Origin of the sequence: Pseudonocardia sulfidoxydans NBRC 16205, from assembly GCF_007989085.1 — a bacterium.
GTDB classification, from domain to species: domain Bacteria; phylum Actinomycetota; class Actinomycetes; order Mycobacteriales; family Pseudonocardiaceae; genus Pseudonocardia; species Pseudonocardia sulfidoxydans.
On sequence record NZ_BJVJ01000005.1, the window covers coordinates 105,510 to 131,485 of the forward strand.

Here is a 25,976-nt window from a genome sequence, read left to right on the forward strand (position 1 = left end):
GCGACGTTGCGATCGGGGGCCGGGTGCGACGGGCGCTCAGCTGTCCGCGGGGGCCGGTGCGGTCCCGTTGGTCGTGGAGTCGCCCGCGACCGCCGAGGCCGGGGTGTCGAGGATCGGGTGGTGACACGCGGTGACGCGGCCGGGGGCCACCTCCCGCATCTCGGGCACCGCGGCGGCGCACCGCTCGGTGGCCAGCGGGCAGCGGGTGCGGAACCGGCAGCCGCTGGGCGGCGAGACGGGTGAGGGCATCTCGCCGGTGCCGAGCTCGCCGCGCTGCGCACCCTCCATCGACGGGATCGAGGAGACGAGCAGCCGCGTGTAGGGGTGCACGGGGGCGTCGAAGAGCGCCTCGGTGGGCCCGAGCTCGCAGATCCGGCCCAGGTACATGACGGCGACGCGGTCGCTGATGTTGCGGACGACGCCCAGGTCGTGGGCGATGAACACGAGCGTGAGGCCGTAGCGGGCCTTCATGTCCTCGAGCAGGTTGAGGATCTGGGCCTGCACGGACACGTCGAGCGCCGAGACGGGCTCGTCGCAGATCAGTACCTCCGGCTCGAGCACCAGGGCCCGCGCGATGGAGACGCGCTGGCACTGGCCGCCGGAGAACTGGTGCGGGCGCCGGTCGGCGACCTGGTCGAGGTCGAGTCCGACGGCGCGCAGCACCTCGGGCACGATCGTGGCCTTCTCGGCGCCGCGGCCCCAGACGACGAGCGGGTCGCCGACGATGTCGGGGATCCGCCGGCGCGGGTTCAGCGACGAGATGGGGTCCTGGAAGATCATCTGCAGCTTGGGCCGCAGCTTGCGGACCTCCTCCGCCGACAGCGACGCGAGGTCGCGGCCGTCGAAGTGGACGGCGCCGCCGGTGGGCCTGGGCAGCTGCATGATGGCGCGTCCGGTGGTGGACTTGCCGCAGCCGGACTCGCCGACAAGCCCGAGGGTCTCGCCGCGGCGGACCTCCAGGTTGATCCCCGAGACGGCGTGGACGATCTCGCCGGCCCCGGCGGGGAACTCGACGACGAGGTCCTCCAGCCGCAGGACGACCTCCCCGGTGGGCTGGTCCTCGGTCGGCTCGTGAAGGACGACGCTGCTGTCGGTCGTGCTGCTCATGCGGGCACCATCTCCCCCGTCACCGGCGTCCCGGCGGCGGTCTCACCGCGTTCGGCGTTGACCCGGCGCGCCTGCGCGTTCTCGGGTGTCCCCACCGGGTACCAGCACCGGTAGGAGTGGTCGACGGCCGCGCCGCCGGGCAGGGCGGCCGCGTCGCGCAGGGGCGGCTCCTCGGTGAGGCACCTGTCCTGCGCGTATGGGCAGCGCGGGCTGAACCGGCAGCCCGTCGGCGGGGCCAGCAGGTCCGGTGGGCGGCCCGGGATGACGGCGAGCCGGACGTGGTTGGGCCCGGTGATCGGCGGGACCGCGTTCATGAGCGCCTCGGTGTAGGGCATCCGGGGCGCGTCGAACAGGTCCTTGGTGGGTGCGGTCTCGACGATGCGCCCGGCGTACATGACGGCGATCCGGTCGCTGCGGCTGCGCACGACCCGCAGGTCGTGGGTGACCAGCAGCATCGCCATGCCCAGCCGTGACTGCAGGTCGCCGAGCAGGTCGAGGATCTGGGCCTGGACGGTGACGTCGAGGGCGGTGGTGGGCTCGTCGGCGAGCAGCAGCCGCGGGCTGCACGAGAGCGCGATGGCGATGGTGACGCGCTGGCGCATGCCGCCGGAGAGCTCGTGCGGGTACTGCCGCACGCGACGCTCGGGCTCGGACAGCCCGACCGAGCGCAGCAGCTCGACCGCGCGGGCGTTCGCGTCCTGCTTCGACAGCTTCTGGTGCAGGATCAGCGTCTCGGTGATCTGGGCGCCGATCCGCTTGACCGGGTTGAGCGAGGTCATCGGGTCCTGCAGGACCAGCGCGATCTCCTTGCCCCACACCGCGGACAGGCCTTTGGCGTCGAGCTCGGTGAGCGTGCTGCCGTCGAAGGTGACGGTGCCGCTGACCTCGGTGTCGCGGCTGCCGGCGATGAGACCCATGACGCGTCGGGTGAAGACGGTCTTGCCGGAGCCGGACTCCCCGACGACGGCGAGGACCTCGCCCTCCGACAGCGACAGCGACACTCCTTCGACGGCGTGCACGACGCCGTTGCGGGTGTGGAAACGGACGTGGACGTCGTCGACGGTGAGCAGGGCGCCGTCCTCGTAGCCCTCGCGGCGGGCGTGCTTGCCGGTCGGGGCGGTCGCAGTCGTGGGGGCCTTCTCGGCCCGGGGCATCGTCGGGCGCATCACAGGTTGCTCTCCCTGACCTCGAACAGCTTGCGGCTCCGCTCGCCGACGTAGTTGATGGCCAGCACGGTCAGGAACATGACCGCGGCGGGGATCAGCGAGATGTGCGGGTACTCGATCAGCTGGGTGCGCCCGCCGGCGATCATGCCGCCCCACGAGGGGGTGGGCGGTGGGATGCCCAGGCCGAGGAAGCTCAGCGAGCCCTCCACGACGATGAAGACGCCGACCATGATGAACCCGTACGCGGCGACCGGCATCACGACGTTGGGGGCGATCTCGCGCAGGATGATCCGCATCGGTCGGCATCCGTAGGCGCGGGCGGCCTGCACGAACTCCCGCTGGGTGACGACGAGGGTCGTCGCCCGGGCGAGCCGGATGAACGTCGGCACCGACAGGATGGCGAGGCCGACGATCAGGTTGGTGAGGCTGGCCCCGAGGATCGCGACGATCGCGATGATCAGGACGAGGCCCGGGAACGCGAGCACGACGTCGGTGACCAGGGCGAGGACGCGTTCGGTGCGGCCGCGGAAGTAGCCGGCGACCATGCCGAGGATGCCGCCGACGACCGCGCCGAGCAGCACCGCGCACAGGCCGACGAGCAGCGACGCCCGGGCGCCGTAGATGATGCGCGAGAGGTTGTCGCGGCCGAGGGTGTCCCCGCCCAGCCAGTGCTGCGGGGTGATGCCGCCGAAGACGTTGTTGTAGTCGGGGACGGCGGGGTCCCACAGCGGCAGCAGGGGCGCGAAGATCGCCGAGATCACGATGGCCGCGATCCAGAACAGGGCGAGGTACCAGCCGAACGGCGTGCGCCGGCGGCGGGCCTTGGCCGGCGCGGTCGCCGTGGCCCCGGTGACGGGCTCGACGAGGTCGAGGTCGGCGGAGGTGATCTCGGAGTCGGTGGCGTCGCGGTCGGCGACGGCCGCCTTCTGCAGGCTCGTGGTGGTGGTGGTCGTCTTCGGGCTGTCAGGCATCGCGGCGCACCCGGGGGTCGAGGACGAGGTAGAGCAGGTCGATGATCATGTTGATCACGACGTAGGCCACGGCGACGAAGAGCAGTCCGCCTTGGAGCAGCATGTAGTCGCGGTTGAACACCGCCTGCACGATCATCTGGCCCAGGCCCGGGATCGCGAAGAGCGTCTCCACGATGACGGTCCCGCCCAGGAGCCGTCCGATGTTCACCCCGGAGAGGGTGATCAGCGAGAACGACGAGGGCCGCAGTGCGTGGCGCAGCAGGATGGTCCGTGGTCCGAGGCCCTTGGACCGCGCCATCAGGATGTAGTCCTCCTGCAGCGTCGAGATCATGTCCGAGCGCAGGAGTTGTCGGTAGACCGCCGCCTCCGCGATCATCAGCGTCAGGCACGGCAGGATGATCGTTCTGATGTTGTCGAGCGGGTCGGTGAAGAAGCTGGTGTACCCGGTGGCGGGCAGGATGCTGGTGAGCCCGCCGGCGAACAGCACGATCAGGACCATGCCGAACACGAACTGCGGCATCGCGGCGGCGCCGAACCCGATGGTCATCGAGGTGCGGTCGACGAAGCGGCCCGGCCGGTAGGCCGAGTAGACGGCCAGCGGCACCGCGACGAGCAGTGCCAGGACCTGGGCGATGATCGTCAGCTCGAACGTCACCGGGATGCGCTGCGCGAGCGCCTCGGTGACGGGCTGGCCGGTGCGGAACGAGCGGCCCAGGTCGCCGGTGACGACACCGCCGAGCCAGTCGACGTAACGGACGAGCATCGGCCGGTCGAGGCCGAGGTCGGCGCGGACCTGCGCGACCTGCGCGGGGGTGGCGTTGTCACCGGCGACGACGACGGCGGCGTCGCCGGGGAGCAGGTCGATCACGACGAACGACAGGAACGTCACCGCGATCAGCACGATGAGCAGGTGGACCAGCCGGCGCCGGATCCGCCGCACGGCCGCCTTGCGCCGGCCCCCGCGCGGCGCCCTGCCCGGCGCCTCGCCGGGTGGCGCGGTCGTGGTCGGTGGTGTCGCGATGGTCATCTCTGCCATGACGGCCTCAGCTCTCCCGTGGCGGCAACGCTGCGACCAGCGGGGTGTCGATGTCGACGGGTCCGACCGGGCCCGCCCCGCCGGGGCCGCCCGGTGGGGCGTCCCGGCCGGGGAGGGTCACCGGTCGACCCAGGTGTTCGCGTAGAACATGTCGCGCGAGGTGTACCGGTCGATGCCCTTGACCTCCGGCTTCGTGATCGTCGACAGGTAGCTGCGGCTGAAGAACGCTACGGGCAGGTCCTTGCCGACGATCGACTCGACCTGCTGGTAGGCCTGGGTGCGGGCGGCGTCGTCGCTGGTGGCGGCGGCCTGGTCGAGCAGCTGGTCGACCTGCGGGTTGGCGTACTTGCCGTAGTTCGTGTTGCCGCCGCTGTGCAGCAGGCGCGACGCGCCCGGGTAGGGGGAGTCGAAGCCACCGACCCACGTCGTGAGCTGGAAGTCGTTGCTCTGCACGACCTTCGACGAGAACTGCGCGAGGTCGTAGTACTCGACGTCGATGGTGATGCCGATGGCGGCCATCTGCGCCTGGATGAACTCGCCCATCGCGCGGCGGGCGGTCGTCGTCTTGAACGTGAAGGTGGGGTCGCCGCCGGAGGCCTTGTACTCGTCGACGAGCGCTTTCGCCCTGGCCGGGTCGTAGGCCGGCCATTCCTGGGAGGCGGCGTCGGTGTGGTAGGCGCTGGTCTCCTCGAACAGGCTCTTGGCCGTGACGAGCCGGTTGTTGTACTGGCTCGCGCCGAGCGCGTTGAGGTCGAAGCCGCGGATGATGGCCTCGCGCATGCGCCGGTCGTCGAAGGGCGCCTTGGCGAAGTTGAAGTACAGGTACTCCCCCGCGTTGCCGGGGCCGTAGTAGACCTTCAGGTTCGGGTTGTTCAGCGCCGGCACGAGCTCCTGGCTGTAGCCGCCGAACGCGACGTCGACGTCACCGTTCTGGATGGAGGCGAGCCGCGAGTCGGTGTCGGGGATCGGCCGGAACTCGAGCGTGTCGAGGTGCGGCAGGCCCTGCTGCCAGTACGTCGGGTTCTTTCCGAACGTGGCGTGCGAGTCCGGGATCCACTCGACGAAGGTGAACGGCCCGGCGCCGACGGGGTGGCGGCCGATGTCGGTGCCGTACTGCGCCAACGCCGCGGGCGAGACGATCAGGCCGAGGCTGCCGTAGGTGATCGGCTGGGCGAAGACCGTCGGGAACACACCCAGCGGCGCCTTGAGCGCGAAGCGCACCGTGTACGGGTCGGTCGCGGTCATCGACGCGATCTGCGCGGCGTAGGCGTGCGCGGGCGAGGACACCTTGTCGATGTGGCGCTGCACGTTGGTGATGACGGCCTGCGCGTCGAGCGGGGTGCCGTCGGAGAACGTCACCTCGGGCCGCAGCACGAGGTCCCAGGTCTTCCCCTGGTCGGGCGAGGTCATGGACTTCGCCATGAACGGTTCGGCCTTGCCGTCGGGGGTCAGCTTCATCAGCGAGTCGTAGACGGCCATCGCGGCCATGTTCGAGTTCTGGACCGTCGGGTCGTAGCTGACGATCTCGCGGTCCGTGCCCAGGACGAGCGTTCCGCCGTTCTCGGGGGTCCCGTCGGCCGCGAGGTCGGAGCCGTAGGGGTTGACCGCGCCGATCGGGCCGCCGTCGTTGGGCTTGCCGCCGCCGGCGGCGCCGCAGCCGGCGACGACGACGAGCAGGCCGAGCAGCGCCACGAGGATCGTGACGACTCTTCCGGCCGACCGGGTCCGTGCGGGACGGATCCGCATGTGACTCTCCATCGAGGTTCGTGGCGCGCACCGCGCGCGAGGGTGGGAGCGGGCCGCCCCGGCCGAGGGGCCGTCAGGACCGGGGTGCGGGCCGGGGGACGCCGGGACGTCCCCCGGCCGCGGTCAGGTGCCTGCCGACGGCAGCGGGTTGCGGTCGCGGATGCCGTCGACGTCCATCTCGATGACCGTCGGGTCCTCGTTGGTGCCGAGGATGCGCCAGTCCTCGTCGGTCTCGAGGATCTTCTCGGCGGAGCGGATGGTGCGGTAGTCGAGGTCGCCGGCGACCGCCGGTGCCTCGCCGCCCTCGCGGACCTTCTTCGCGGCGGCGATGAGCTGGCGGCGCATCCGGATGATCGCCTTGTCGGAGGTGCCGAGGCGCTCCTGGGTGCGGTCGTAGATCGGGCCCATCGACTCGGTGACCATGAGGTCCTGGCTGACGAACTCGGCGACGCCGGAGTAGCTGAAGTCGCGCTGGTGGTCGCGGTCGATGCCGTAGTCGTTCCCGGCGGTGTACTCGCGCGGGATGATCCCGTTGCCGTTGACCTCGGCGCGGCCGAACTTGAATGGGCTCACCGAGAACAGGTTGGGGCCGCCGATGTCGCGCGGGTTGGTCACCTCGCGGGTGGTGATGCTGTAGCGCCAGCAGTTCTCGTCGTCGATCGGGACGAAGATGCCGAGCCGGCAGCCCCACGGGACGGTGGCGATCGCGGTGATGTAGGGGAAGCAGAACGCGCTCATCCGGACGTGCTTATGCCCGTTGGGCGTCGTCCGGATGCCGACGTACTTGAACCCGTACCAGGTGTCCTCGATCTCCAGGCGCGGCGCGCGGTCGTGGAGCCAGAACTTCCAGGACTGCGGGTTCGACGGGTAGCCGGGCTTGTCGCTGCCGTCGTCGGGGATGTCGGGGACGGCGTGGAACTGGTGCAGCCACGAGATGTGGGAGGTGTCGAGGTTGCCCTCCATCGCCTGCACCCAGTTGCAGGTGGTGTGCAGCTTGGTGGCCGACACGTGCTCCGGGGCCAGCGTCTCGGTGCCGAAGTCGCGGAACGGGGTCAGCTGCTCGCGTGGGCCCATGTAGGTCCACACGACGCCACCGGACTCGTGCGTCGGGTAGCTGGTGATCTTGACCTTGTCCTTGAACACGCTCTGCGGCGGCTCGCTGGGCATGTCGACGCAGTTGCCGTCGCGGTCGAACTTCCAGCCGTGGTACGGGCAGCGCAGCCCGCACTCCTCGTTGCGGCCGAACCACAGCGAGGCGCCGCGGTGCGGGCAGTTCTCCTGGACCAGCCCGATCCTGCCGTCGGTGTCGCGGAAGGCGACCAGGTCCTCGCCCAGCAGACGCACCCGGACGGGGTCGCCGTCGGGGGTGGGGGCCTCGCTGACGAGCAGTGCAGGGGTCCAGTAGCGGCGCAGCAGGTCACCCATGGGCGTGCCGGGGCCGACCCGGCACATGAGGTCGTTGTCCTCCGCTGACAGCATCGTCGTCCTTCTTTCCGGATCGGTGGTCGGCCGGTGGTGGGGCCGGTCGTCCGCGGTGGCGGCGGCCGGCCGATCGTCAGGAACCGGGTGCGGCGTCGATGTAGGTGACGCCGAGGCGCTCGAGGTCGGCGCGCAGCCCGTACATGTCCAGGCCCAGCTCGCCCGCGGCGAAGCGGGCCCGCTTCTCCTCCTCGGAGCGCCGCCGCGCGTTGCCGGCGGCGGCGACGTCGGGGGCCTCCTCGCGGGCGACGACGACGACACCGTCGTCGTCGGCCACGATCACGTCGCCGGGCTCGACGCGGGCGCCTGCGACGACGATCGGCACGTTGACCGATCCGGGGCTGTTCTTGACGGTGCCCTGGGCGCTCACCGCGCGCGACCAGACGGGGAAGCCCATGGCGCGCAGCTCCGCGGTGTCGCGGACGCCGGCCCCGGTGACGAGGCCGACCACGCCGCGGGCGGCCAGCGAGACCGCGAGCAGCTCGCCGAACATGCCGTCGGTGGAGTCGGAGGTCGTGGTGACTACGAGGACGTCGCCGGGTTCGCACTGTTCGACGGCGGCGTGGATCATGAGGTTGTCGCCGGGGTGGGAGAGCACGGTGACCGCGCGGCCGGCGATCGCGGCGCCCTGCTGGCGGGGCTGCACGCGCGGGTCGAGCAGGCCGCGGCGGCCCTGGGCCTCGTGCACGGTGGCCACGCCCTGGGCACGCAGCTCCTCGACCGCCGCCGGGTCGGGTGAAACGCTGGAGCGGACCACGACGTGGCGGCTCAGCGCGCTCACCACAGGCTGCTTCCGACCGTCGGGAAGGTCCGCATGTAGGCCTCGGCCCGGGCGACAGACCTGGGTGCGCCGTTGCGCACGGCCTGGACGCCGCGGCGGGTCGCGAGGTCGACGTAGTAGTCGACGAGGTGGCCCTGCGCGCCGCCCATGCATTTCATGGCCGCGTGCTTGCGCTCGAACACCGAGGTGATGTCGAGCAGGTGGTCGGGGACGAAGTCGCACTGCTCGGGCTGGTGCGGTTCGAAGGCCAGCACCTGCGCCGCCCCGAGCGGCTCGGTCTCGCGGTCGGGCAGGCCGTGGGCCTGGGCGACCATCCGCGCCCGCAGCACCAGCTCGTGGGTGAGCGCGTGGTCGAGGTTGTAGGGGTCGCGTGCCGCGTGGGTGAGGATCACGTCGGGCTGTTCGCGGCGGAACAGGGCGACGAGGGCGTCGAGCACCGCGTCGGTGACCGTCAGCGGGTAGTCCCCGGCGTCCAGGAACTCGATGGCGGCGCCCAGGGTCTCGGCGGCGTTGGTCGCCTCCTGGTGCCGGGCCGCCTTGACGGTCTCGAGCGTGGCCCCGGGTTCGCGCCACAGGGCGGCGGACTCGCCGCGTTCCCCGTAGCTCAGGCACAGGACGGTGACCGATCCGCCGTCCTCCACGCACCTGGCGATGGCCCCGCCCGCGCGCCACACGAAGTCGGCTGCGTGGGCGCTCACGACCACGACCCGCGGTCCACCGTTCTCGGCGGAAGTCCTCATCGACGTCCTCTCCCCGGCGCGCAGTCGTGCGTGCCGTCGTACTGTCACCGGGGCGGCCCACGGCCGCGTCCGCGTACTGCCTGCGGCCTGCGGGAGACCCCCGCCGGCGGGCTCTGTCGCCATTTCGGTGTGGCACGGACCATAGCGCCGTGTTCGCGATAGTGGCAACTAGATTGTTAACAATCTTGGTTACGAGTAGCGTGTCCCCGATACCGGACCCACCCGGGGTCCGACACAGGGGGAACCGCATGGCCGCGAGCTACGAGACGGCGTCCGACGAGCCGTCGACCGCGACGGTCGACGGCGTCGTCACGGCCGTCCGGGACGGCATCATGGCCGGCCGGTACGCGCCCGGCCAGCGGCTGCCGGAGGCCGACCTGGTCTCGCTCTACCAGGCCTCCCGTGGCGCCGTGCGCACCGCGCTGGCCCAGCTGGAGAGCGAGGGCATCGTGCTGCGCGAACGCAACCGCGGTGCGCGGGTCCGTCCCATCTCCCTCGACGAGGCCGTCGAGATCACCGAGGCGCGCGCCGTCGTCGAGGGCCTGTGCGCGGCCAAGGCCGCCCAGCGCATCACCACCGACGAGCGGACGAGGCTGCGCGCGCTCGGCGACGAGCTGCGCACCGCTGTCGACGGCAGCGACGTCATGGCCTACACGCGCGTGAACCAGGAGGTGCACCGCGCCGTCCGCGACATCTCGCGGCACGAGACCGCGGGCATCATGCTCGACCGGCTGCGCACCCAGAGCGTGCGCTACCACTACACGGTCGCGCTGCTGCCCGGCCGGCCCGCGGTCGGCATGCGCGAGCACATCGAGGTGATCGAGAGCGTCTGCTCCGGCGACGCCGACCGCGCCGAGCAGACCATGCGCGCGCACCTGATGAGCGTCGTCGACGCCCTCCAGCAGCTGGACGCGAACCTGCACCAGTGGTGAACCCACGGCCGGCGGCCCGACCGGCCCCGGCCCGTCGTACCCGGCACATCGGACAACCAGATCGACGACCAGGAGCAAGGATGCCCCAGACCGATCGAATCCTGACCACCCACGTCGGCAGCCTCCCCCGGCCCGGACACCTGCTCGACCTGCTCAACGCCGACGACCGCGGCGAGGGCGTCGACCGTCAGCAGCTCGCCGACGCGGTCCGCGACTGCGTGCGCGACCAGGTCGCGAAGCAGGCCGAGGTCGGGATCGACGTCGTGTCCGACGGCGAGATGAGCAAGATCGGCTACGCCACCTATCTGCGGCACCGCATCTCCGGCTTCGAGATCGGCGACGCGCCCCGGGCCACCCCGGCCGACCTCGACGAGTACCCGGGCTACCGCGACCGCCTGCACGCCTCGGGCGACACCGTCGCCTACCTGCGCCCGATCTGCCGCGCCGAGCTCGCCTACGTCGACCGTGGACCGCTCGACACCGACCTCGCCAACCTCGCCGCCGCCGTCGACGGTGCCGGTGTCGTCGGCGGGTTCATGAACGCGCCCTCACCGGGGATCGTCGCCCTGTTCCAGCCCAACGAGTTCTACCCCGACGAGGACTCCTACCTGAACGCGATCGGCGAGACGATGAAGACCGAGTACGACGCGATCGTCGCCGCCGGGTTCGACCTGCAGATCGACGCACCCGACCTCGGGATGGGCCGGCACAACAAGTTCAAGAACCTGTCCGACGCCGACTTCCTCGAGCGGGCGCAGGTGCAGGTCGAGGTGCTCAACCACGCCCTGCGCGACATCCCGGCCGAGAAGGTGCGCATGCACCTGTGCTGGGGCAACTACGAGGGTCCGCACACGTTCGACATCGAGGTCGAGAAGATCGCCGACGTCGTGCTGGGCGCCAAGCCCGCGACCCTGCTGTGCGAGGCCGCCAACCCCCGCCACGGCCACGACTGGGCCGGCTGGGCGGCCGCGAAGATCCCCGACGACAAGGTGTTCTGTCCGGGTGTCATCGACACCACCACCAACTTCGTCGAACATCCCGGTCTCGTCGCCGAACGCATCCTGCGCTACACCGACATCGTCGGTCGCGAACGGGTGATGGCGGGCACCGACTGCGGGTTCGGCACCTTCGCGGGCTGGGGCGGCGTCGTCGTCGAGCTCGCGTGGGAGAAGATGCGCTCCCTCGTCCGGGGCGCCGAGATCGCGACCGAGAAACTCTGGTGATCAACGCGTGAGCACGTTCGTACTCCTGCACGGAGCCTGGCACGGCGGTTGGGTGTGGCGGCGCGTCGAGCCGTACCTGCGCGAGGCGGGGCACGCCGTGCTCGCGCCGACGCTCACGGGGCTGAGCGAGCGCGCGCATCTGCTCAGCCCCGCCGTCGGGCTCGACACCCACATCCAGGACGTCGTCGCCCTGCTCGACGCCGAGGACTGCCACGACGCGATCCTCGTCGGGCACAGCTACGCGGGGCAGGTCGTGACCGGGGTCGCCGACCGCCGGCCCGACCGCCTCGCCCTGCGCATCTACCTCGACGCCTTCGTCGGCGGCGACGGCGACGCGGCGATCGACCTGCTCCCCGAGGACGTCGCCGGGCACTACCGCGAGTCGGTCACGACGGCGGGCTTCGGGTGGCTGATCCCGCAGCGCTCGCTGCACGTCCTCGGCGTCACCGACGACGCCGACCTGTCGTGGCTCTCCCCGCGGCTCACCCCGCACCCGTGGCGCAGCTACACCCAGCGGCTCGAGCTCACCGGCGACCACGCCGACGTCCCCGCGCACTTCGTCGAGTGCACCGACTGGATGCGGGCCTTCGCCGCGCACGCCGCCCGCGCGCAGGCCGCCGGCTGGCCCGTCTCCACCATCCCGACCGGCCACGAGGCGATGGTCACCGCGCCCGAGGCCCTGGCCAAGTCCCTGCTCTCGGCGGCGCCGGCCACCGCCGACGCGGCATAGCTCTTCTGGAGGCGAACGCACGATGGAGTTCCTGGTCCGCGCCGAGAACACGCTGCCGGCCGACACCCCCGAGGAGGAACGCGCCCGGCTGAAGAAGGGCGAACGTGCCCGCGCCGACGAGCTGCGCGCCGCCGGCAACCTCAAACGGCTGTGGCGAGTCCCCGGGCGCAACGCGACGATCGGCCTCTACGAGGTCGCCGACGCCACCGAGCTGCACGACGTCCTCGCCTCGCTTCCGATGTTCCCGTGGCTGGACGTCACGGTCGAAGCCGTCGCGACGCACCCGCAGGAGCAGTGATGATGGGCTCGCCCGACACATCGACACCCGAGACCGTCGCCGAGGCGTTCCTCGTCGCCCTGCGCGACCGCGGCGTCGACCGGCTGTTCGTCAACGCGGGCACCGACTTCGCGACGATCGTCGAGGCATACGCGCGACAGAAGGAGTCGGGTCTCGGCCTGCCCGAGGTGATCGTGTGCGCGCACGAGAACCTCGCGGTGTCGATGGCCCACGGCTCCTGCCTGGGCGACGGCCGGGTGCAGGCGGTCATGCTGCACACCAGCGTCGGGTCGGCCAACGCCGTGTGCGCGGTGTCCAACGCCGCCAGCGCCCGGGTGCCGGTGCTGCTGTCCGCGGGACGCACCCCGCTGTTCGAGGACAGCATCCTCGGTTCCCGCGACTACGGCATCCACTGGGCGCAGGAGATGTTCGACCAGGCCGGGATGCTGCGCGAGCTCGTCAAATGGGACTACGAGCTGCGCGACGGCGCCCAGGTCCGTGAGGTCGTCGACCGGGCGCTCGACCGGGCCCGCACCGACCCGCCCGGCCCGGTGTACCTGTCGCTGCCGCGCGAGGTGCTCGCCGCCCCGACGTTCGCCGCCCCTGCCGGGGCGTCGGCGCCGGTACCGACACGCGCCCACCCCGACCCGGCCGCCGTCGACACCCTCGCCGAGCACCTGGCGACGGCCCGGTTCCCGCTGATCGTCACCGGCGACTCGGGAGCCGACCACGCATGCGTGGCCACGCTCGCCGACCTGGCGGGCCGGTACGGGATCGGCGTGGTGGAGAGCGGTCCGCGGCACGTCAGCCTGCCCGCCGACCACCCCATGCACCTGGGCTACCGCCCCGGTGAGGTGCTGGCCGACGCCGACGTCGTCGTCACCCTCGACCTCGACGTCCCGTGGCTGCCCGCGGCGGTCCGTCCCGCCGACGATGCCGTCGTCGTGCAGGTGGGGCCCGACCCGCACTTCAGCCGCTACCCCATCCGCTCGCACCGCTCCGACCTGACGATCACCGCCGCCTGCGGCCCGCTGATCAGTGCGCTCGGACCGGCCCTGCAGGCGCGCGCCGACCGCATCGACACCGGCCGCACGTCGCGGATCGAGGAACTGGGCGGCCGGTGGCGGGCCCGTCGGCAGGCGCTGCTCGACGCCGAACGGGCCCCCGGCGACGGCCCGATCACCAAGGCCACGATGAACGCCGCCCTCGCGTCGGTGATCGACTCCGGGACCGTCGTCGTCAACGAGTACTGGGCCCAGGCCGAGGTACTCGCCCCGACCGTCCCCGGCTCCTACCTGGGCACCCCGCCCGCCGGTGGGCTCGGCTGGGGCCTGCCCGCAGCCATCGGGGTGAAGCTCGCCCGGCCCGACGCCACCGTGATCTCGACGCTCGGCGACGGCGCCTACCTGTTCGCCAACCCCGCTGCCTGCCACCAGGCCATGGCGATGCACGGGCTCCCGGTGCTGACGGTCGTCTGCAGCAACGACCACTGGGGCGCGGTGCAGGCCTCCGCGCTGAAGGTGCATCCCGACGGCCACGCCGCCGCGTCGGCCGACCTCTCACCCCTGGCCCGGCTCGACCCCGTACCGGCGTTCGAGACCTACGCGGAGGCCTCCGGCGGCGTCGGCATCCGCGTCCGCTCCCGCGCCGAGCTGGTCCCGGCGCTGGAGAAGGCGCTGCGCGTGGTGCGCTCGGAGGGCCGCCAGGCGCTGGTGAACGTGGACTGCCTGTGAGTGGCGATAGTCGCTATAGCGACTATCGCCACTCACGAGGGTTGTGGGGCGGGGCCCCGCTCGCGCGCCGGCCCTCGTTCCTCGACACCGCGCACGAACTCGCGGAACCGGCGCACCAGATCGGCGGGCTGCTCCTCCGGGATCCAGTGCCCCGCCTCGGCGATCACGCCGCCGGTCACGTCGTCGACGAGCCGCTCGAGCGACGCGGCGACCTCCGCACCGCGCCCCCAGCCGCCCGCGCCGCCCAGTGCGAGCACGGGGATCGCGATCCGCTGTTCGGTGGCCCGCCGCGCGTTGTCCGCGGCGTCGCGGTCCAGGGCGCGGTAGTACGCGAAGCCGGCGCGCATCGCCGCCGGGTCCGAGTAGGTGCGCAGGTACTCGGCACGGTCGTCGGCGGTGATCACGTCCGACCGGTGGCCGTAGTTGTCGTAGAACCAGCCGAGGTAGAGCTCCTCGCGTCCGGCCACGAGCGCTTCGGGCAGGTCGGCCGTCTGGTGGAACGCGTGGTGCCAGCGCCGCCCGCCCTGGCTGATGTTCGGGTTGCCGTCGCCGGGGATCGCGACGTCGACGACGGTCAGCGTCGCGGGGGCACCCGGGTGGTGCGCCGCGAGGCTGTAGCCGACGATGCCGCCCCAGTCGTGCCCGAGGACGTGGAACCGGTCGAGTTCGAGCTCGTCGCACAGCAGCCGGTGCACGTCGCCCGCGACCGTCCGCGTGTCGTACCCGCCGGCCGGACGTGACGAGTCGCCCAGCCCACGCAGGTCGGGCGCCACGACGCGGAACCCGCCGTCGACGAGCAGCGGTATCACATGGCGCCAGCAGTACCAGGTCTGCGGCCAGCCGTGCAGCAGCACGACGGTCGGTCCGACCCCCGCGGTGACGTAGTGCAGACGGACGTCGTCGAGGTCGGCCCGGTGGTGCTGGACGGCCGGGCCGTTCGGGTCCGCGTTCACGCGGCCTCCAGTCCTGCCTCGTCGAGGTGCGCGGTCTCGGGGGCGATCCGCAGCGTACCCAGTGTGATCACGGCGGTGATCGCCACGAAGACGGTGATGGCCAGGCCGGTGCCGAATCCTTCGAGCAACGACAGCGACACGACGGGTACGAGCCCGCCCAGCGCTCCGGTCACCTGGTAGGCCAGCGAGGCCCCGCTGTAGCGCACGCGCGAGGGGAACAGCTCGGACAGGAACGCACCTTGGGATCCGTACAGGATTCCCCAGCTGACCACACCGACCGCGATCGCGATGACCACGCCCGGTCCGCCGAGGTTGTCGATCAACGGGAAGAACGCGAACGCCCACAGGCCCATCACGACCGACGCGATCGCATACATCGGCCGTCGTCCGACCCGGTCGGACAGCGCCCCGCTGAGCAGGATCACGGGGATGCACAAGGCCGCCCCGATCACGGTCCCGTACAGCCCGTAGGAGCTGGGGATCTTCTTCAGGCTCAGGTAGGCGAGGCCGACCGTGGTGAACACGTAGTAGCCGCCGAAGGACACCACGGTCACCCCGATCGCGATGAGCAGCCGGCGCCAGTGGAGGCGCAGCGTCTCCCCGACCGGCGACGTGGCGGTCCTCTGCTCGGCCTGCATCTGCCGGAACACGGGGGACTCGTCGACCTGTCGGCGCAGCACGACGCCCACGACGATCAGAACGATGCTGATGAGGAACGGCACCCGCCAGGCCCAGCGCTCGAACGCGTCCGTCCCGGCTGCCGCGACGACCCCGAGCACGACCCCGTTGGCGAGCAGCAGCCCGACCGGGCTCCCGAGCTGCACCCAACTGGTGGCGCGGCCCCGGCGGCCGGCGCCGGCGTGCTCGCTGATCAGCAGGACCGCACCACCCCACTCGCCGCCGACCGCGGCGCCCTGCAGAACACGCAGCAGCACCAGCAGCAGCGGCGCCCAGATGCCGACCGAGGCGTAGGTCGGCAACGCTCCGATCAGGACCGTCGCCCCGCCCATCATCATCAGTGTCAGCATCAGGGTGCGGCGGCGGCCGATCCTGTCTCCCAGGTGGCCGAACACCGCGGCGCCGACAGGGCGGGCGAGGAAGCCGACGGCGAACGTCGACAGCGCCAGCAGGGTGCCGACTCCCGGACTGCTGGCGGGGAAGAAGATCTTGTTGAAGACGAGTGCGGCGACCGAGCCGTACACGATGAAGTCGTAGAACTCGAGCGTGGTGCCGATGACGCTGGCGAGCACGACCTTCCGCGGCGCGCGCCGGTCGGGGTCGACGTCGGGTCCGCCGTCGGCTCTGCGTGTCGCCTGCTCGGGGTGATGGTGGGCCATGCGGGGTGTCCTCCTCGACGAGTGCATCCACAGTGGACTGCGTGAGGCTGCGGCGACGGGAAGAGCCGCGCAGCACCGGCCTGGTCGCCGGTCGTGGTTCAGGTGGCCGGGAAGTCCGCGAACCCGGTGGTGTGCCGGGCGGGATCCTCGAGGGCGGCCAACAGCTGCGCCGCCGAGTGGGCCATCACCCGGTCGATCGTGCGCTGGATGAAGGCGGGGTCGCGGGAGCGGATCGCGTCGACGAACACGAGATGGTCCTCCGCGCCCATCAGCGGCAGCACCACCGACTCGCCCATTCCGGAGTGGACGGAGCTCATCTGCGTGACCAGGTGCTCCCAGGTCCGGGCGAGCGTCTCGTTGCCCGAGAGCCGGCACAGCTGTCGGTGGAACTCCAGGTCGGTCTGCAGCCTCGCCAGGAAGGGCTTGTCGCGGGCGCGGTGCATCTCGTCGACCAGTTGCTCGAGCCGGTCGGAGTGCTGCTCCCAGTCGTCGGACAACGAGATCGCGACGGCTGCCCGCCCTTCCAGCGCGGCCCGGACGTCGTAGATCCCGGTGATCTCGTCGGGGCTGAGCCGGCGCACGATCGTCCCGGTCCGCGGCAGGTGCACCACGAGGCCCTGGTCGTGGAGCTCGCGCAGGGCCTCGCGGACCGTCCCCCGGCTCACCCCGAACCGGGCGCTGAGCGCGGTCTCGACGAGCGCGGTACCCGCCGCCAGCTCACCGGTGATGATCTCCGCGCGCAGGCCGTCGACCAGCTGCTCGCGCAGGGTCCGCCGTTCCAGGAGCTCGGCCATGACGCTACGCGGGGCCGTGTGCCGCGTCGCCGGCGACGCCCGCGCTGCTGTTCGCGGCTGCGAAATAGGCACTGTCGGGGTTGACGCTGTAGCTCTTCGAGGCCGACCAGCCGCCGTCGACGGGCAGCACCACTCCGGTCACGAACCCGCTCGCCGGGCCGGTGAGGAATGCGGTCGTCTCCGCGACGTCCGTCGCCGATCCGCCCGCGCCGAGCGGGACCACCGTCGCCAGCGACGCGACGAACTCCTCGTCCGCGTAGTAGCCCTCGGTCATCGGCGTGCGGATGGTGCCGGGGGCCACGACGTTGACCCGGATGCCGTGGCGGGCGAGGTCCGTGGCGAGGTTCTTCGACAGCCCGACCACCCCGTGCTTGCTGGCCGAGTAGGCCGGGCGGTTCCCGATGCCGGTCAGGCCCGCGACAGAGGCGATGTTCACGATCGAACGCGACGCCCCGTCGGCGCGCCGGACCGCGCGCAGCGCGAACTCGCGGCAGGTCAGGAAGGTGCCGGTGAGGTTGGTCGCCACCACGTCGTGCCACTGCGCCACCGAGATCGTCAGCACGTCGACGATCTCGCGGACACCGCCGCTGTTGACCAGCGTGTCGACACCGCCGAGGCGCTCCTCGGCCGCGTCGAACACCGCGACCACCGACTCCTCGGCGCGGACGTCGCAGCCCAGGCCGACGTGGCGGCCCGGTCCCGGCAGCCCCGCGGCGACCTCCGCCGCTCCTGCCTCGTCGAGGTCGACCACGACGACGTGGTCGCCGCGCGTCGCGAAGGACGACGCGATGGCGCGGCCGAAACCGCCCGCGCCCCCGGTCACCATCGAAACCCGGTTCTCGCTCACCATGACTACTCCCCCGCCTCTCGTCCCACACCGAACTCGTCGGCTCCGAGCACCCGCTCGTACTCCGCGAGCGGCATCAGCATCCCCGTCACGTCCGCCGTGGACCCGCCGTCCTTGATCGCACGCAACACCGTCCGGGCCGCCTGCGCGTACGCCAGCGTCGTCGACAGACACATGATCACGACCTTGTAGCCCAGCCGGTCGAGCTCGGCGGTGTCGACCACTGTCCACGGCCACACCTCGAACGCGTCGAACAGCAGCGGGACGCCCGGGAGCAGCCCCGGCAACGCCCGCACCTGCTCCTCCGACGCGACGTCCTCGACCATCACCAGGTCCGCGCCCAGCTCCGCGAACGCCTCCGCCCGGCGGACGGCCTCGTCGAGATCGCCCAGGGCGAGCGCGTCGGTGCGCGCGATGATCATCAGATCCGGGTCGGTGCGGGCGGCCAGCGCACTGCGGACCCGTGCGACCGCGTCGTCGAACGGCACGATCCGCACACCGCCCATCGCACCGCAGCGTTTCGGCAGGTCCTGGTCCTCGATGTGGATCGCGGCGACGCCGGTCCGCTCGAACTCGGTGACGGTGCGCGCGATGGCGTGTGCGTCGCCGTAGCCGGCGTCGGCATCGGCGATCACCGGCACGTTCACCGCACCGGTCACCCAGCGCGCACGCTGGGTCATCTCGTACAGCCCTGCCAACCCGATGTCGGGCCGGCCCAGCAGCCCCGCGGACGCTGCGTTGCCCGACAGGTACACCGCCTCGAAGCCTTCGTCCTGGGCGATGCGCGCGGCCAGGGCGTCGTGGCAGCCGGGTGCGACGACGCATCCGGGCTGCGCGACGAGGTCACGGAGGCGGCGACGAAGCGCCGCCGTCCCCCACGGCAGCTGTCCCTCACGAGTCCTCACGCCGCAAACGGTGACCGTCGGCTCCGTCGAGTGTCAACAGGCCATTGTCGGACAATGGACAGGCAGTGCCGAACGCCAGGCCACCGCCGTGACGGCGGCCGCAACGGTGTCGTGGAGTGACGTCGTCGGTACCGGCATCGGTCCGCCCGGCGGGAGCTGTTCAATTGGGGCCGTGCACGTCGCGCCTGCGCTTCCGGTCCCCTCGTTCCTCTCCGCCGCCGACGGCGTGCGGCTCGCCTACCGGGAGGTGGGCGAGGGCCGGCCGACGGTGCTGCTGCACGGGTTCTCCTCGACCGCGGTGATCAACTGGATCGCTCCCGGGCACGCGGCGGCCGTCGCGGCCACCGGGCGGCGGGTGATCCTGCCCGACCTGCGCGGGCACGGCGACAGCGACCGCAGTCACGACCCGGCCGCCTATCCGGCCGACGTCGTCACCGACGACGTGTTCGCCCTGCTCGACCACCTGGGCCTGACCGACGGCGAGTTCGACCTCGGCGGCTACTCGCTCGGCGGCCGCACCTCGCTGCGCGCCGTGGTGCGCGGTGCCCGGCCGGGCAGGCTCGTCGTCGCCGGGATGGGCCTGGCCGGGGTGACACACATGCGCGGGCACTCGTTCGCCGACGTGTTCCTGCACGTCCTCACCGATCCCCCGCCCGCCGACGGCACGTTCGCACCGGGCAGCGCGGAGGGGCGGATCACCGACTTCGTCGCGCGCATCGGGGCCGACCGGACGGCACTGCGGCTCACCCTGGGCACGGCCGTCGACACCCCGGCCGCCGACGTGGCCCGCGTCGACGTCCCGACGCTGGTGGTGTGCGGGGACCGCGACGACCCCGCCGACGCCCGGGTCCTCTCAGACGTGTTGCCGCGAAGCACGTTCGCGACGGTGAAGGGCGACCACATCAGCGCGGCGAACCGTTCCGACGCACTGGGGGCGGCGATGGCGGCGTTCCTCGGGGCTGGCTGAGCTCACGTGATCGTCCGGACCGGGGCACCGGCCATGAACGCCGCGATGTCCTCGACGACCTCGCGCCAGAAGATGGCGTACCCGCCGCGGGTGACGTAGCCCAGGTGCGGGGTGGCCAGCACGGTGGGCAGTGTGCGGAACGGGTGGTCGGCGGGCAGCGGTTCGACGTCGTACACGTCGAGCCCGGCCCCGGCGATGCGCTCCTCGCGCAGGGCCGTGACCAGCGCGTCCTGGTCGACGATCGGGGCCCGCGAGGTGTTCACGAGGAACGCGGACGGCTTCATCGCGGCGAGGTCGTCGGCCCCGACCAGACCACGGCTGCGGTCGGACAGCACGAGGTGGATCGTCAGGAAGTCGGCGGCCGCGACCAGCTCGGCCTTCGACCCGGCGAGGCGCACCCCGGCGGCCGCGGCCGCGCCGGCAGTGAGGTTCTGGCTCCACGCGGCGACGTCCATCCCGAACGCCAGACCGACCTTGGCGACGAGGGAGCCGATCCGCCCCAGGCCCAGCACGCCGAGGGTGGCGCCGGCGAGGTCGGTGCCAACGGTCTGCTGCCAGCGCCCGTTGGACCGCAGGCCGGTGTTCTCGACGACGACGCTGCGCGCGAGCCCGGTGATCAGCGCCCACGTCAGCTCGACCGTGGACGTCGTGAGCCCGCCGGTGCCGCACACGACGATCCCGCGCTGCGTGGCGGCGGCGACGTCGACCGACGCGTTGCGCATCCCCGTCGTGACCAGCAGCCGCAGGTCGGGCAGCTGCTCGAGCACGCTGCGCGGGAACGGTGTGCGCTCGCGCATGAGCACGACGGCCTCGTAGCCTGCCAGCGTCTCGACGAGGGCGCTCTCGTCGGCGATGTGGTCGGCGAAGACGTCGACGGTCGCGTCGAGGCGCGACCAGTCGGCGGAGGTGAGCGCGACGCCCTGGTAGTCGTCGAGCACGGCACAGCGCAGCGTCATGTCTCCTCGTCCTCGTCCTTGTCCTCGTCGAGCATCGCCACCGCGTCGCGCAGCACCGTGAGGTAGCCGGTGCGCTGCTTGCGGTACCGCTCCACCGGCGCGGAGACGGTGTAGCAGCCCATCAGCATCCCGTTGCGCCACACCGGCACCGCAATGCACGCGACGCCCGCCGAGAACTCCTCGACCTCGGTGGCGTAGCCGTTGCGCGCCACCTGGGCGAGCTCCTTGGCGAACACGTCGGGGTCAGTGATCGTCCGGTCCGTCACGGCGGTGAGGGGGTGCATCGCCAGGTAGCGTTCCCGGTCGTCCGGCTCGGCGAAGGCCAGCAGCACCTTCCCGGAGGCGCGGGCGTTGGCGACGCCGCGGTAGCCGGGCCGCAGGTTGGTCACCTGCACCGCGTGCGTCCCCGACAGGTGCGCGAGCACGACGGGGTTCCCGTTGCGCCACGCCGTCAGGTAGGCACTCTCGCCGGTGTCCTCGATGATGCGCCGCAGCGGCGCGACCAGCTCGGGCGGCGGGACGGTCTGCTGGGCGTAGGCGACCGACAGCACCTCCATCGCCAGCCCGAACCGGTACTGCTTGCGCTCGTCGCGGGTGAGCAGCTTGGCGTCGACGAGGGTGTTGAGCAGGTGGTACACCGTCGGCACCGACGTGCCGAGCTCGGCGGCCATCCGGTTGACCGAGCGCTCGGCCTCGGGCAGCGACGCGATGAGCATGAGCAGCTGCGCAGCGCGCGACACCGACTGGATCCTGGTGCCGGTTCGGGTCTCGTCCGCCATGTGCCGTCCTCGTCGTGCCGTCTCGGTCGTGATCGTCGTGCGGGTGCGTTCAGCGGTCCGGGCTGCGGACCGAGACGCCGCCGTCGACGGGCAGTGTCGTCCCTGTGATGTAGCGGGCTTCGTCCGACACCAGGAACAGCGCGGTGTAGCCGACGTCCCAGCCGGTCCCCTCGATGCCCAGCGGGGAGGCGCCGCGGCGCTTGTCGCGCAGCGAGGGGTCCATCCCCTCGGCGGCGACCATCGGCGTGTAGATCGGCCCGGGCAGAATCGCGTTGACGCGGATCCCTTGCGCCGCATGGTCGATCGCCATGGCCGTGGTGAGCGCGATGACGCCGCCCTTGGCCGTGGTGTAGGGGGTGAGGCCGCGCGGGCGGATCGCGGAGATCGACGACAGGTTCACGATCGCGCCGCCCCCGCCGTCGGCCATCACGGGGATGACGGCCCGGCTGGCCGACACGACGGTGCGCAGGTTGACCGTGATGACGCGGTCCCAGTCCTCGTCGGTGGCCTGCAGGATCGTGCCCGCGCCCTCGGTGCCGACGTTGTTGTCGAGGATGTCGATGCGGCCCCAGCGCTCGACCGCCGCCGCCGCCATCGCCTCGCAGTCCGCGGCCGAGGTGAGGTCGGCCTCGAACGCGACGGCCTCGCCGCCCTCGGAGTCGATCCCGTCGACGGTCGCCTTCGCGGCGGCGGTGTCCCGGTCGACGACGAGCACCTTCGCGCCGTGGCGGGCGAACAGGATCGCGGCGGCCCGGCCGGTGCCGATGCCCTCGCCGCGCGAGCCGCCGCCGGTGACGATCGCGATCTTGCCGTCGAGGCGGCGCGGGTTGGGTTCGGCGTGGGGCAGGACGGCGTCCAGGCCTGGGGCGGTCACGGGGTCTCCTCTTCCAGCACGCGCGCGATCACCGGCGCGGGGGCGCCGTCGCCACCGCGGATGGGCAGCGGCACGGCATTGATCTCGACGCGGCGTCCGACCAGCTCCTCCAGGCGCGGGCCGAGGTGCTCGACGATCAGGATGTCGCGCGGCAGCAGCGTCATGTGCACGGGATAGGGGTAGTCGGGCGGGCGGTGGGCGCCGCCGAGGTCGGGCGTCGTGGTGTCGACGCCGACCATGCTCACTCCGCGTTCGACGAGCCAGTCGGCGACGCCGTCACCCAGGTAGGGGTGGTCGCGGTAGGCGGGCGTGCCGAAGCGGCGGCCGTAGCCGAAGCAGAAGAAGACGATGTCGCCCTCGCGCACGTCGAGGTCCATCGCCTCGATCTCGGCGCGGGTCACGGGGACGACGCCGTCGCGGCGGGCGTCGACGACGACACCCGGCCCGGTGAACGCGTCGACGGGGTACTCGTCGATCGACTTCCCGCCGGGCAGGAAGTGCAGGGCGGCGTCGACGTGGGTGCCGACGTGCGTCGACAGCGTGAGGTGGGTGATCCGCACCGCCGACTCCGGCGGGCCGGTCTCGACGTACTGCGGGGTGACGCAGACCTGGCTCTCCGGCAGCGCGCGGGGCATCCCCTCGTACATGAGCTGGGAGAGGTCGACCCACTCCCCCGTCCCCACGGGCCGGCTCATGACCCGAGCCCCAGCAGCCTCGACGCGGTGCCGCCCAGCATGGCGGTGACGTCGTCGTCGGTGACGGTCGCGCCGTGACGGGCCGCGATCTCCGGGAGGCTGCGGAAAGTGTCGACCCAGCCGTCGAGCGCCATGACCGTCGAGACGCCGGGGCAGTCGCTGCCGAAGACGACCCGCTCCAGGCCGATGCCGTGGCGGATCTCGGCGACGCGGGCGACGAACCTGGCCTCGTCCTCCAGGAACAGGCCCTGCCACAGCGACAGCTCCAGGTAGAGGTTCGGCTTCCACCGGGCCATGTCGAGGGCGAGGTCGAAGTAGGCGCGTTGCCCGGCGTGCAGGATCACGAAGTTCACGTCGGGGAAGTCGGCGGCGGGCTCGTCGAGGTGCAGCGGGCTGCAGTAGGTGCTGACCAGCGGCGCGGCCAGCGGACCGGTGTGCGACACGACCGGCACCGAGTACTCGCGGGCGAGCTCGTAGAGCGGGCGGCACACGGGGTCGGCCGGGGAGAACCCCGAGCACGGATGCAGCTTGAGGCCCTTGGCGCCGGCGTCGAGGGCGTCCCGGAACAGCTCGGCGGCGCCCGCGCGGCGGGGGTCGACGCCGAAGAACGCGATGAAGTGGTCGGGGTCGGCGCGGGCCAGGTCGGTGGCCAGCCGGTTCTCCTCGGCGATGGAACGGTCGCCCTCGCCGAGGCGCAGCCCGTAGTCACCGAGCAGCAGGCACGAGCGGTCGACGCCGGCCTTCTCCATCTCGGCCCGGATCTCCCCCGCCCGGACCTCGACGTCCTGGACGACGCCGTCGCCGTGGGCGTGCCCGACGGCGGTGCCGCGCGCGGCGATCTCGCGGACGCTCGTGTAGCGCTCGAAGATCGACCAGAGGTGCCGGTGCAGGTCGATGATCATCGATCTTCCCCTTCCACCCATGCCAGATGGGCTCGTACGGCGGCGGTGAACTCGTCGGCGTTCTCCATGAAGGCCATGTGCGGGGCGTCCAGTTCGACGAGCCGTGACGTCGGCAGCCGGGCGTCGAGGTCGCGCATGACCGCCGGCGGCGTGGAGGCGTCGACACGGCCGGCGATGCACGTCGTCGGCACGGTGATCTCGCCGAGCCGGTCGAGGACGTGGTGGGTGCCGATGGCCCGCCAGGTGTCGGCGAGGGCACCGGGGTCCATGGCGAGCAGCCGCTGCCGCGCGTGGTCGAGGTACGGCGCGCCGGAGGCGAGCCCGTCGGCGGTGAACCAGCGGGTCATGGTGTCGTCCAGCATGCCCGCAGAACCGCGTTCCTCGGTGGCGGCGGCCCGGGCCTTCATGACGTCGGTGACGCCGTCGGGGGTGGTGCAGGCCAGCACGAGCGACCGGACGAGCCCCGGGTGGTCGAGCGCGAGGTGCATGGCGACCATGCCGCCGAGCGAGGCGCCGACGACGTCGAACGGCCCGGTCGCGTGGCCCGCGATCTCGTCGGCCATGTCGGCGAGGGTGAGCCCGGGCCGGGCGCGGTTTCGGCCGCCGTGACCGGGGAAGGTCACGGCGGCCACGTCGGGCAGGTCCAGGAACCGCGCGGCCTCGCGGTCGAGCCCGACGGGATGAAGGAAAAGGACGCTCACTCCTGGGGCTCCCTCACTGCGTGGACCTCGTACCCGTGAGGGATCGTCGGCGTGATCTCCCGGTAGACGTTGCGGACCATCGTCGTGAAGTGGGGCTGCAGCGTCTTGGTCCACTCGCTGGGCGGCCGGATGCGCCGGTACTCCTCGGTCTCCAGCACCTCGGGGTCGTCGAGGTCGTAGAGCGCCAGGTACTTGGGCTCGCCCTCGACGGAGACGAACCGCCGCGCGGTGAGGAACCCCGGGCACTGCTGCCGCTCCGGGAAGTGCTCCTCGGTGTACCAGCGGTTGAACTCCTCCTCGTACTGCGGGTCGATGTCGATCAGGACGAGCAGCAGGCCCTTCGCGCTCATGTTTCTTCCTCCCGGGACGGTCGGACCGGCAGCGGCCCGGCCAGTGCGTAGGCGTCGCGGGTCAGGTCCATGACCGCGGCCATGTCGGTGAGCGAGGCGAGCGGCGGCTCGCCCTCGCGGACCCGGCGCAGCGCGTCGCGCACGAACACCGGGTAGTGGGGCACGTTCGTCGTGTGCGCCGTGACGTGTTCGCGGCTGCCGTCGGGCGCGACGATCTCGACGTCGGTCGGCGAGGTCGCGATGACGTAGTGGTCGCGGGCCTTGATCGAGAAGTGCAGGTCGAAGTCGGAGTGTTGCGCGGGCATCAGGTAGCCGACCTCGGCGACGAACACCCGCCCGCCCGAGCGCAGCGTGACCAGCGAGTAGTCCTCGACGGGCAGGCCGTAGGCGGCGTTGGACATCGTCGCCGAACAGACCCACACGTCGTCGCCGAGCAGGACGCGGGCGAGGTCGATGAAGTGCACGCCGAGGTTGACCGTGCAGCCGCCGCCGGAGCGGGCGGGGTCGAGCATCCAGCCGCAGCCGGAGTCGAGGTAGCGCGTCGGCGGGCCGGCGATCCAGCGCAACGACAGGTACGACAGGTCGGTGTCGGCGAACCGCTCCCGCATGAGGGTGAGCAGCTCGGACTGGCGCCACACGAACGGCACGGCGGCGAAGACGCCGGCGTCGCGGGCGCGGTCGGCGATGTCGTGGACCTCCCGCGGGTCGAGCCCGCAGGGCTTCTCCATCGCGAACGGCACGCCGCGCTCGATCAGGGTGCGGGCGGTCGCGGCCATCTCGTCGTGCGGGCCGAGCGCGAGGACGAAGTCGGGTTGTGCGGAGTCGAGCAGTGCGGCGACCTCGGTGTGGGCGCGGACCCCGAGTCCTGTGGCGATGCGCTGCGCCGCGACGGGATCGACGTCGTGCACGGCCACGACGTCGGCCTCCTCCCGCAGTGTGGGCAGGAACAGGTCGAGGTGCCAGTGGGCGGCCCCGGTGACCGCGATCCGCATGCG

The 25,976-nt window shown here is 72.0% G+C and carries 27 protein-coding genes; 6 read left to right on the top strand and 21 right to left on the bottom strand.

Annotated features, from left to right (window positions below; translation table 11 throughout):
• Positions 1-36: 36 nt before the first annotated feature.
• The 8 genes from PSU4_RS04450 to PSU4_RS04490 form a co-directional block, all read right to left on the bottom strand.
• The gene (locus PSU4_RS04450; RefSeq protein WP_246114932.1) at positions 37-1,107 is read right to left on the bottom strand and encodes an ABC transporter ATP-binding protein; all 1,071 of its coding nucleotides are present in this window, start codon (positions 1,105-1,107) and stop codon (positions 37-39) included.
• On the bottom strand, positions 1,104-2,273 hold the full coding sequence (locus PSU4_RS04455; RefSeq protein WP_246114942.1) for an ABC transporter ATP-binding protein: 1,170 nt from the start codon (positions 2,271-2,273) through the stop codon (positions 1,104-1,106). Before PSU4_RS04455 ends, PSU4_RS04450 begins: the two co-directional genes overlap by 4 nt.
• Positions 2,273-3,244: an ABC transporter permease gene (locus PSU4_RS04460; protein ID WP_147102661.1), complete on the bottom strand. Its 972-nt coding sequence runs from the start codon at positions 3,242-3,244 to the stop codon at positions 2,273-2,275. Before PSU4_RS04460 ends, PSU4_RS04455 begins: the two co-directional genes overlap by 1 nt.
• On the bottom strand, positions 3,237-4,280 hold the full coding sequence (locus tag PSU4_RS04465) for an ABC transporter permease (protein ID WP_147102662.1): 1,044 nt from the start codon (positions 4,278-4,280) through the stop codon (positions 3,237-3,239). Before PSU4_RS04465 ends, PSU4_RS04460 begins: the two co-directional genes overlap by 8 nt.
• Before the next feature lie 117 nt (positions 4,281-4,397).
• Positions 4,398-6,026, bottom strand: a complete 1,629-nt coding sequence (locus PSU4_RS04475; protein ID WP_147102663.1) for an ABC transporter substrate-binding protein — start codon at positions 6,024-6,026, stop codon at positions 4,398-4,400.
• A 123-nt stretch (positions 6,027-6,149) separates the two neighbouring features.
• Positions 6,150-7,505, bottom strand: a complete 1,356-nt coding sequence (locus PSU4_RS04480) for a Rieske 2Fe-2S domain-containing protein (protein WP_147102664.1) — start codon at positions 7,503-7,505, stop codon at positions 6,150-6,152.
• 76 nt (positions 7,506-7,581) lie between these two features.
• Positions 7,582-8,286 (bottom strand): 4-carboxy-4-hydroxy-2-oxoadipate aldolase/oxaloacetate decarboxylase, encoded by a 705-nt coding sequence (locus PSU4_RS04485; RefSeq protein ID WP_246114933.1) that lies wholly within the window; start codon positions 8,284-8,286, stop codon positions 7,582-7,584.
• Complete coding sequence (locus PSU4_RS04490; RefSeq protein WP_147102665.1) at positions 8,283-9,026, bottom strand: PIG-L deacetylase family protein; 744 nt, start codon at positions 9,024-9,026, stop codon at positions 8,283-8,285. The genes PSU4_RS04485 and PSU4_RS04490 overlap by 4 nt, the downstream gene beginning before the upstream one ends.
• A gap of 248 nt (positions 9,027-9,274) precedes the next feature.
• Between PSU4_RS04490 and PSU4_RS04495 the strand changes: the two genes are divergently transcribed.
• The 5 genes from PSU4_RS04495 (at position 9,275) to PSU4_RS04515 (ending at position 13,921) form a co-directional block, all read left to right on the top strand.
• Entirely contained in the window at positions 9,275-9,958 is a 684-nt protein-coding gene (locus PSU4_RS04495; RefSeq protein ID WP_147102666.1) for a GntR family transcriptional regulator, read from the top strand.
• Positions 9,959-10,038: 80 nt separating this feature from the next.
• The gene (locus tag PSU4_RS04500) at positions 10,039-11,181 is read left to right on the top strand and encodes a cobalamin-independent methionine synthase II family protein (RefSeq protein ID WP_147102667.1); all 1,143 of its coding nucleotides are present in this window, start codon (positions 10,039-10,041) and stop codon (positions 11,179-11,181) included.
• A 7-nt stretch (positions 11,182-11,188) separates the two neighbouring features.
• Complete coding sequence (locus PSU4_RS04505) at positions 11,189-11,911, top strand: alpha/beta hydrolase (protein ID WP_147102668.1); 723 nt, start codon at positions 11,189-11,191, stop codon at positions 11,909-11,911.
• 22 nt (positions 11,912-11,933) lie between these two features.
• Positions 11,934-12,209, top strand: coding sequence for a muconolactone Delta-isomerase (locus tag PSU4_RS04510; protein WP_147102669.1), 276 nt, complete (start codon positions 11,934-11,936; stop codon positions 12,207-12,209).
• On the top strand, positions 12,209-13,921 hold the full coding sequence (locus tag PSU4_RS04515) for a thiamine pyrophosphate-requiring protein (RefSeq protein WP_147102670.1): 1,713 nt from the start codon (positions 12,209-12,211) through the stop codon (positions 13,919-13,921). Before PSU4_RS04510 ends, PSU4_RS04515 begins: the two co-directional genes overlap by 1 nt.
• Positions 13,922-13,953: 32 nt before the next feature.
• Here PSU4_RS04515 and PSU4_RS04520 read toward each other — a convergent pair whose 3' ends face one another.
• The 5 genes from PSU4_RS04520 to PSU4_RS04540 form a co-directional block, all read right to left on the bottom strand.
• Entirely contained in the window at positions 13,954-14,874 is a 921-nt protein-coding gene (locus PSU4_RS04520) for an alpha/beta fold hydrolase (RefSeq protein WP_147102671.1), read from the bottom strand.
• The gene (locus PSU4_RS04525; RefSeq protein ID WP_147102672.1) at positions 14,871-16,211 is read right to left on the bottom strand and encodes an MFS transporter; all 1,341 of its coding nucleotides are present in this window, start codon (positions 16,209-16,211) and stop codon (positions 14,871-14,873) included. Before PSU4_RS04525 ends, PSU4_RS04520 begins: the two co-directional genes overlap by 4 nt.
• Positions 16,212-16,309: 98 nt before the next feature.
• Complete coding sequence (locus PSU4_RS04530; RefSeq protein ID WP_147102673.1) at positions 16,310-17,005, bottom strand: GntR family transcriptional regulator; 696 nt, start codon at positions 17,003-17,005, stop codon at positions 16,310-16,312.
• A gap of 4 nt (positions 17,006-17,009) precedes the next feature.
• Entirely contained in the window at positions 17,010-17,855 is an 846-nt protein-coding gene (locus PSU4_RS04535; RefSeq protein WP_147102674.1) for an SDR family NAD(P)-dependent oxidoreductase, read from the bottom strand.
• A gap of 2 nt (positions 17,856-17,857) precedes the next feature.
• Positions 17,858-18,757 (bottom strand): isocitrate lyase/PEP mutase family protein, encoded by a 900-nt coding sequence (locus PSU4_RS04540; RefSeq protein ID WP_222596161.1) that lies wholly within the window; start codon positions 18,755-18,757, stop codon positions 17,858-17,860.
• Positions 18,758-18,929: 172 nt separating this feature from the next.
• On the opposite strand from PSU4_RS04540, the gene PSU4_RS04545 reads away from it, so the two are divergent.
• A complete protein-coding gene (locus PSU4_RS04545) occupies positions 18,930-19,724 on the top strand; it encodes an alpha/beta fold hydrolase (protein ID WP_147102675.1) in 795 nt (264 codons plus the stop codon).
• A 2-nt stretch (positions 19,725-19,726) separates the two neighbouring features.
• On the opposite strand, the gene PSU4_RS04550 is transcribed toward PSU4_RS04545, so the two are convergent.
• Genes PSU4_RS04550 through PSU4_RS04580 form a run of 8 tightly spaced genes read right to left on the bottom strand, consistent with a single transcriptional unit; the run spans position 19,727 to position 25,973 of the window.
• Positions 19,727-20,674: a D-2-hydroxyacid dehydrogenase family protein gene (locus PSU4_RS04550; protein ID WP_222596164.1), complete on the bottom strand. Its 948-nt coding sequence runs from the start codon at positions 20,672-20,674 to the stop codon at positions 19,727-19,729.
• Positions 20,675-20,676: 2 nt separating this feature from the next.
• On the bottom strand, positions 20,677-21,459 hold the full coding sequence (locus PSU4_RS04555; protein WP_147102677.1) for an IclR family transcriptional regulator: 783 nt from the start codon (positions 21,457-21,459) through the stop codon (positions 20,677-20,679).
• Positions 21,460-21,508: 49 nt separating this feature from the next.
• Positions 21,509-22,333, bottom strand: coding sequence for an SDR family NAD(P)-dependent oxidoreductase (locus PSU4_RS04560; RefSeq protein ID WP_147102679.1), 825 nt, complete (start codon positions 22,331-22,333; stop codon positions 21,509-21,511).
• Complete coding sequence (locus PSU4_RS04565) at positions 22,330-23,028, bottom strand: cyclase family protein (RefSeq protein WP_147102680.1); 699 nt, start codon at positions 23,026-23,028, stop codon at positions 22,330-22,332. Before PSU4_RS04565 ends, PSU4_RS04560 begins: the two co-directional genes overlap by 4 nt.
• Entirely contained in the window at positions 23,025-23,930 is a 906-nt protein-coding gene (locus PSU4_RS04570; RefSeq protein WP_186816734.1) for an amidohydrolase family protein, read from the bottom strand. The genes PSU4_RS04565 and PSU4_RS04570 overlap by 4 nt, the downstream gene beginning before the upstream one ends.
• Positions 23,927-24,631 carry an alpha/beta fold hydrolase gene (locus tag PSU4_RS04575; protein WP_186816735.1) on the bottom strand — a complete coding sequence of 235 codons (705 nt, stop codon included), beginning with the start codon at positions 24,629-24,631 and terminating at the stop codon, positions 23,927-23,929. Before PSU4_RS04575 ends, PSU4_RS04570 begins: the two co-directional genes overlap by 4 nt.
• A complete protein-coding gene (locus tag PSU4_RS31140; RefSeq protein WP_186816736.1) occupies positions 24,628-24,981 on the bottom strand; it encodes a DUF4286 family protein in 354 nt (117 codons plus the stop codon). The genes PSU4_RS04575 and PSU4_RS31140 overlap by 4 nt, the downstream gene beginning before the upstream one ends.
• Positions 24,978-25,973 carry a Gfo/Idh/MocA family protein gene (locus PSU4_RS04580; RefSeq protein ID WP_186816737.1) on the bottom strand — a complete coding sequence of 332 codons (996 nt, stop codon included), beginning with the start codon at positions 25,971-25,973 and terminating at the stop codon, positions 24,978-24,980. The genes PSU4_RS31140 and PSU4_RS04580 overlap by 4 nt, the downstream gene beginning before the upstream one ends.
• Positions 25,974-25,976: the final 3 nt, after the last annotated feature.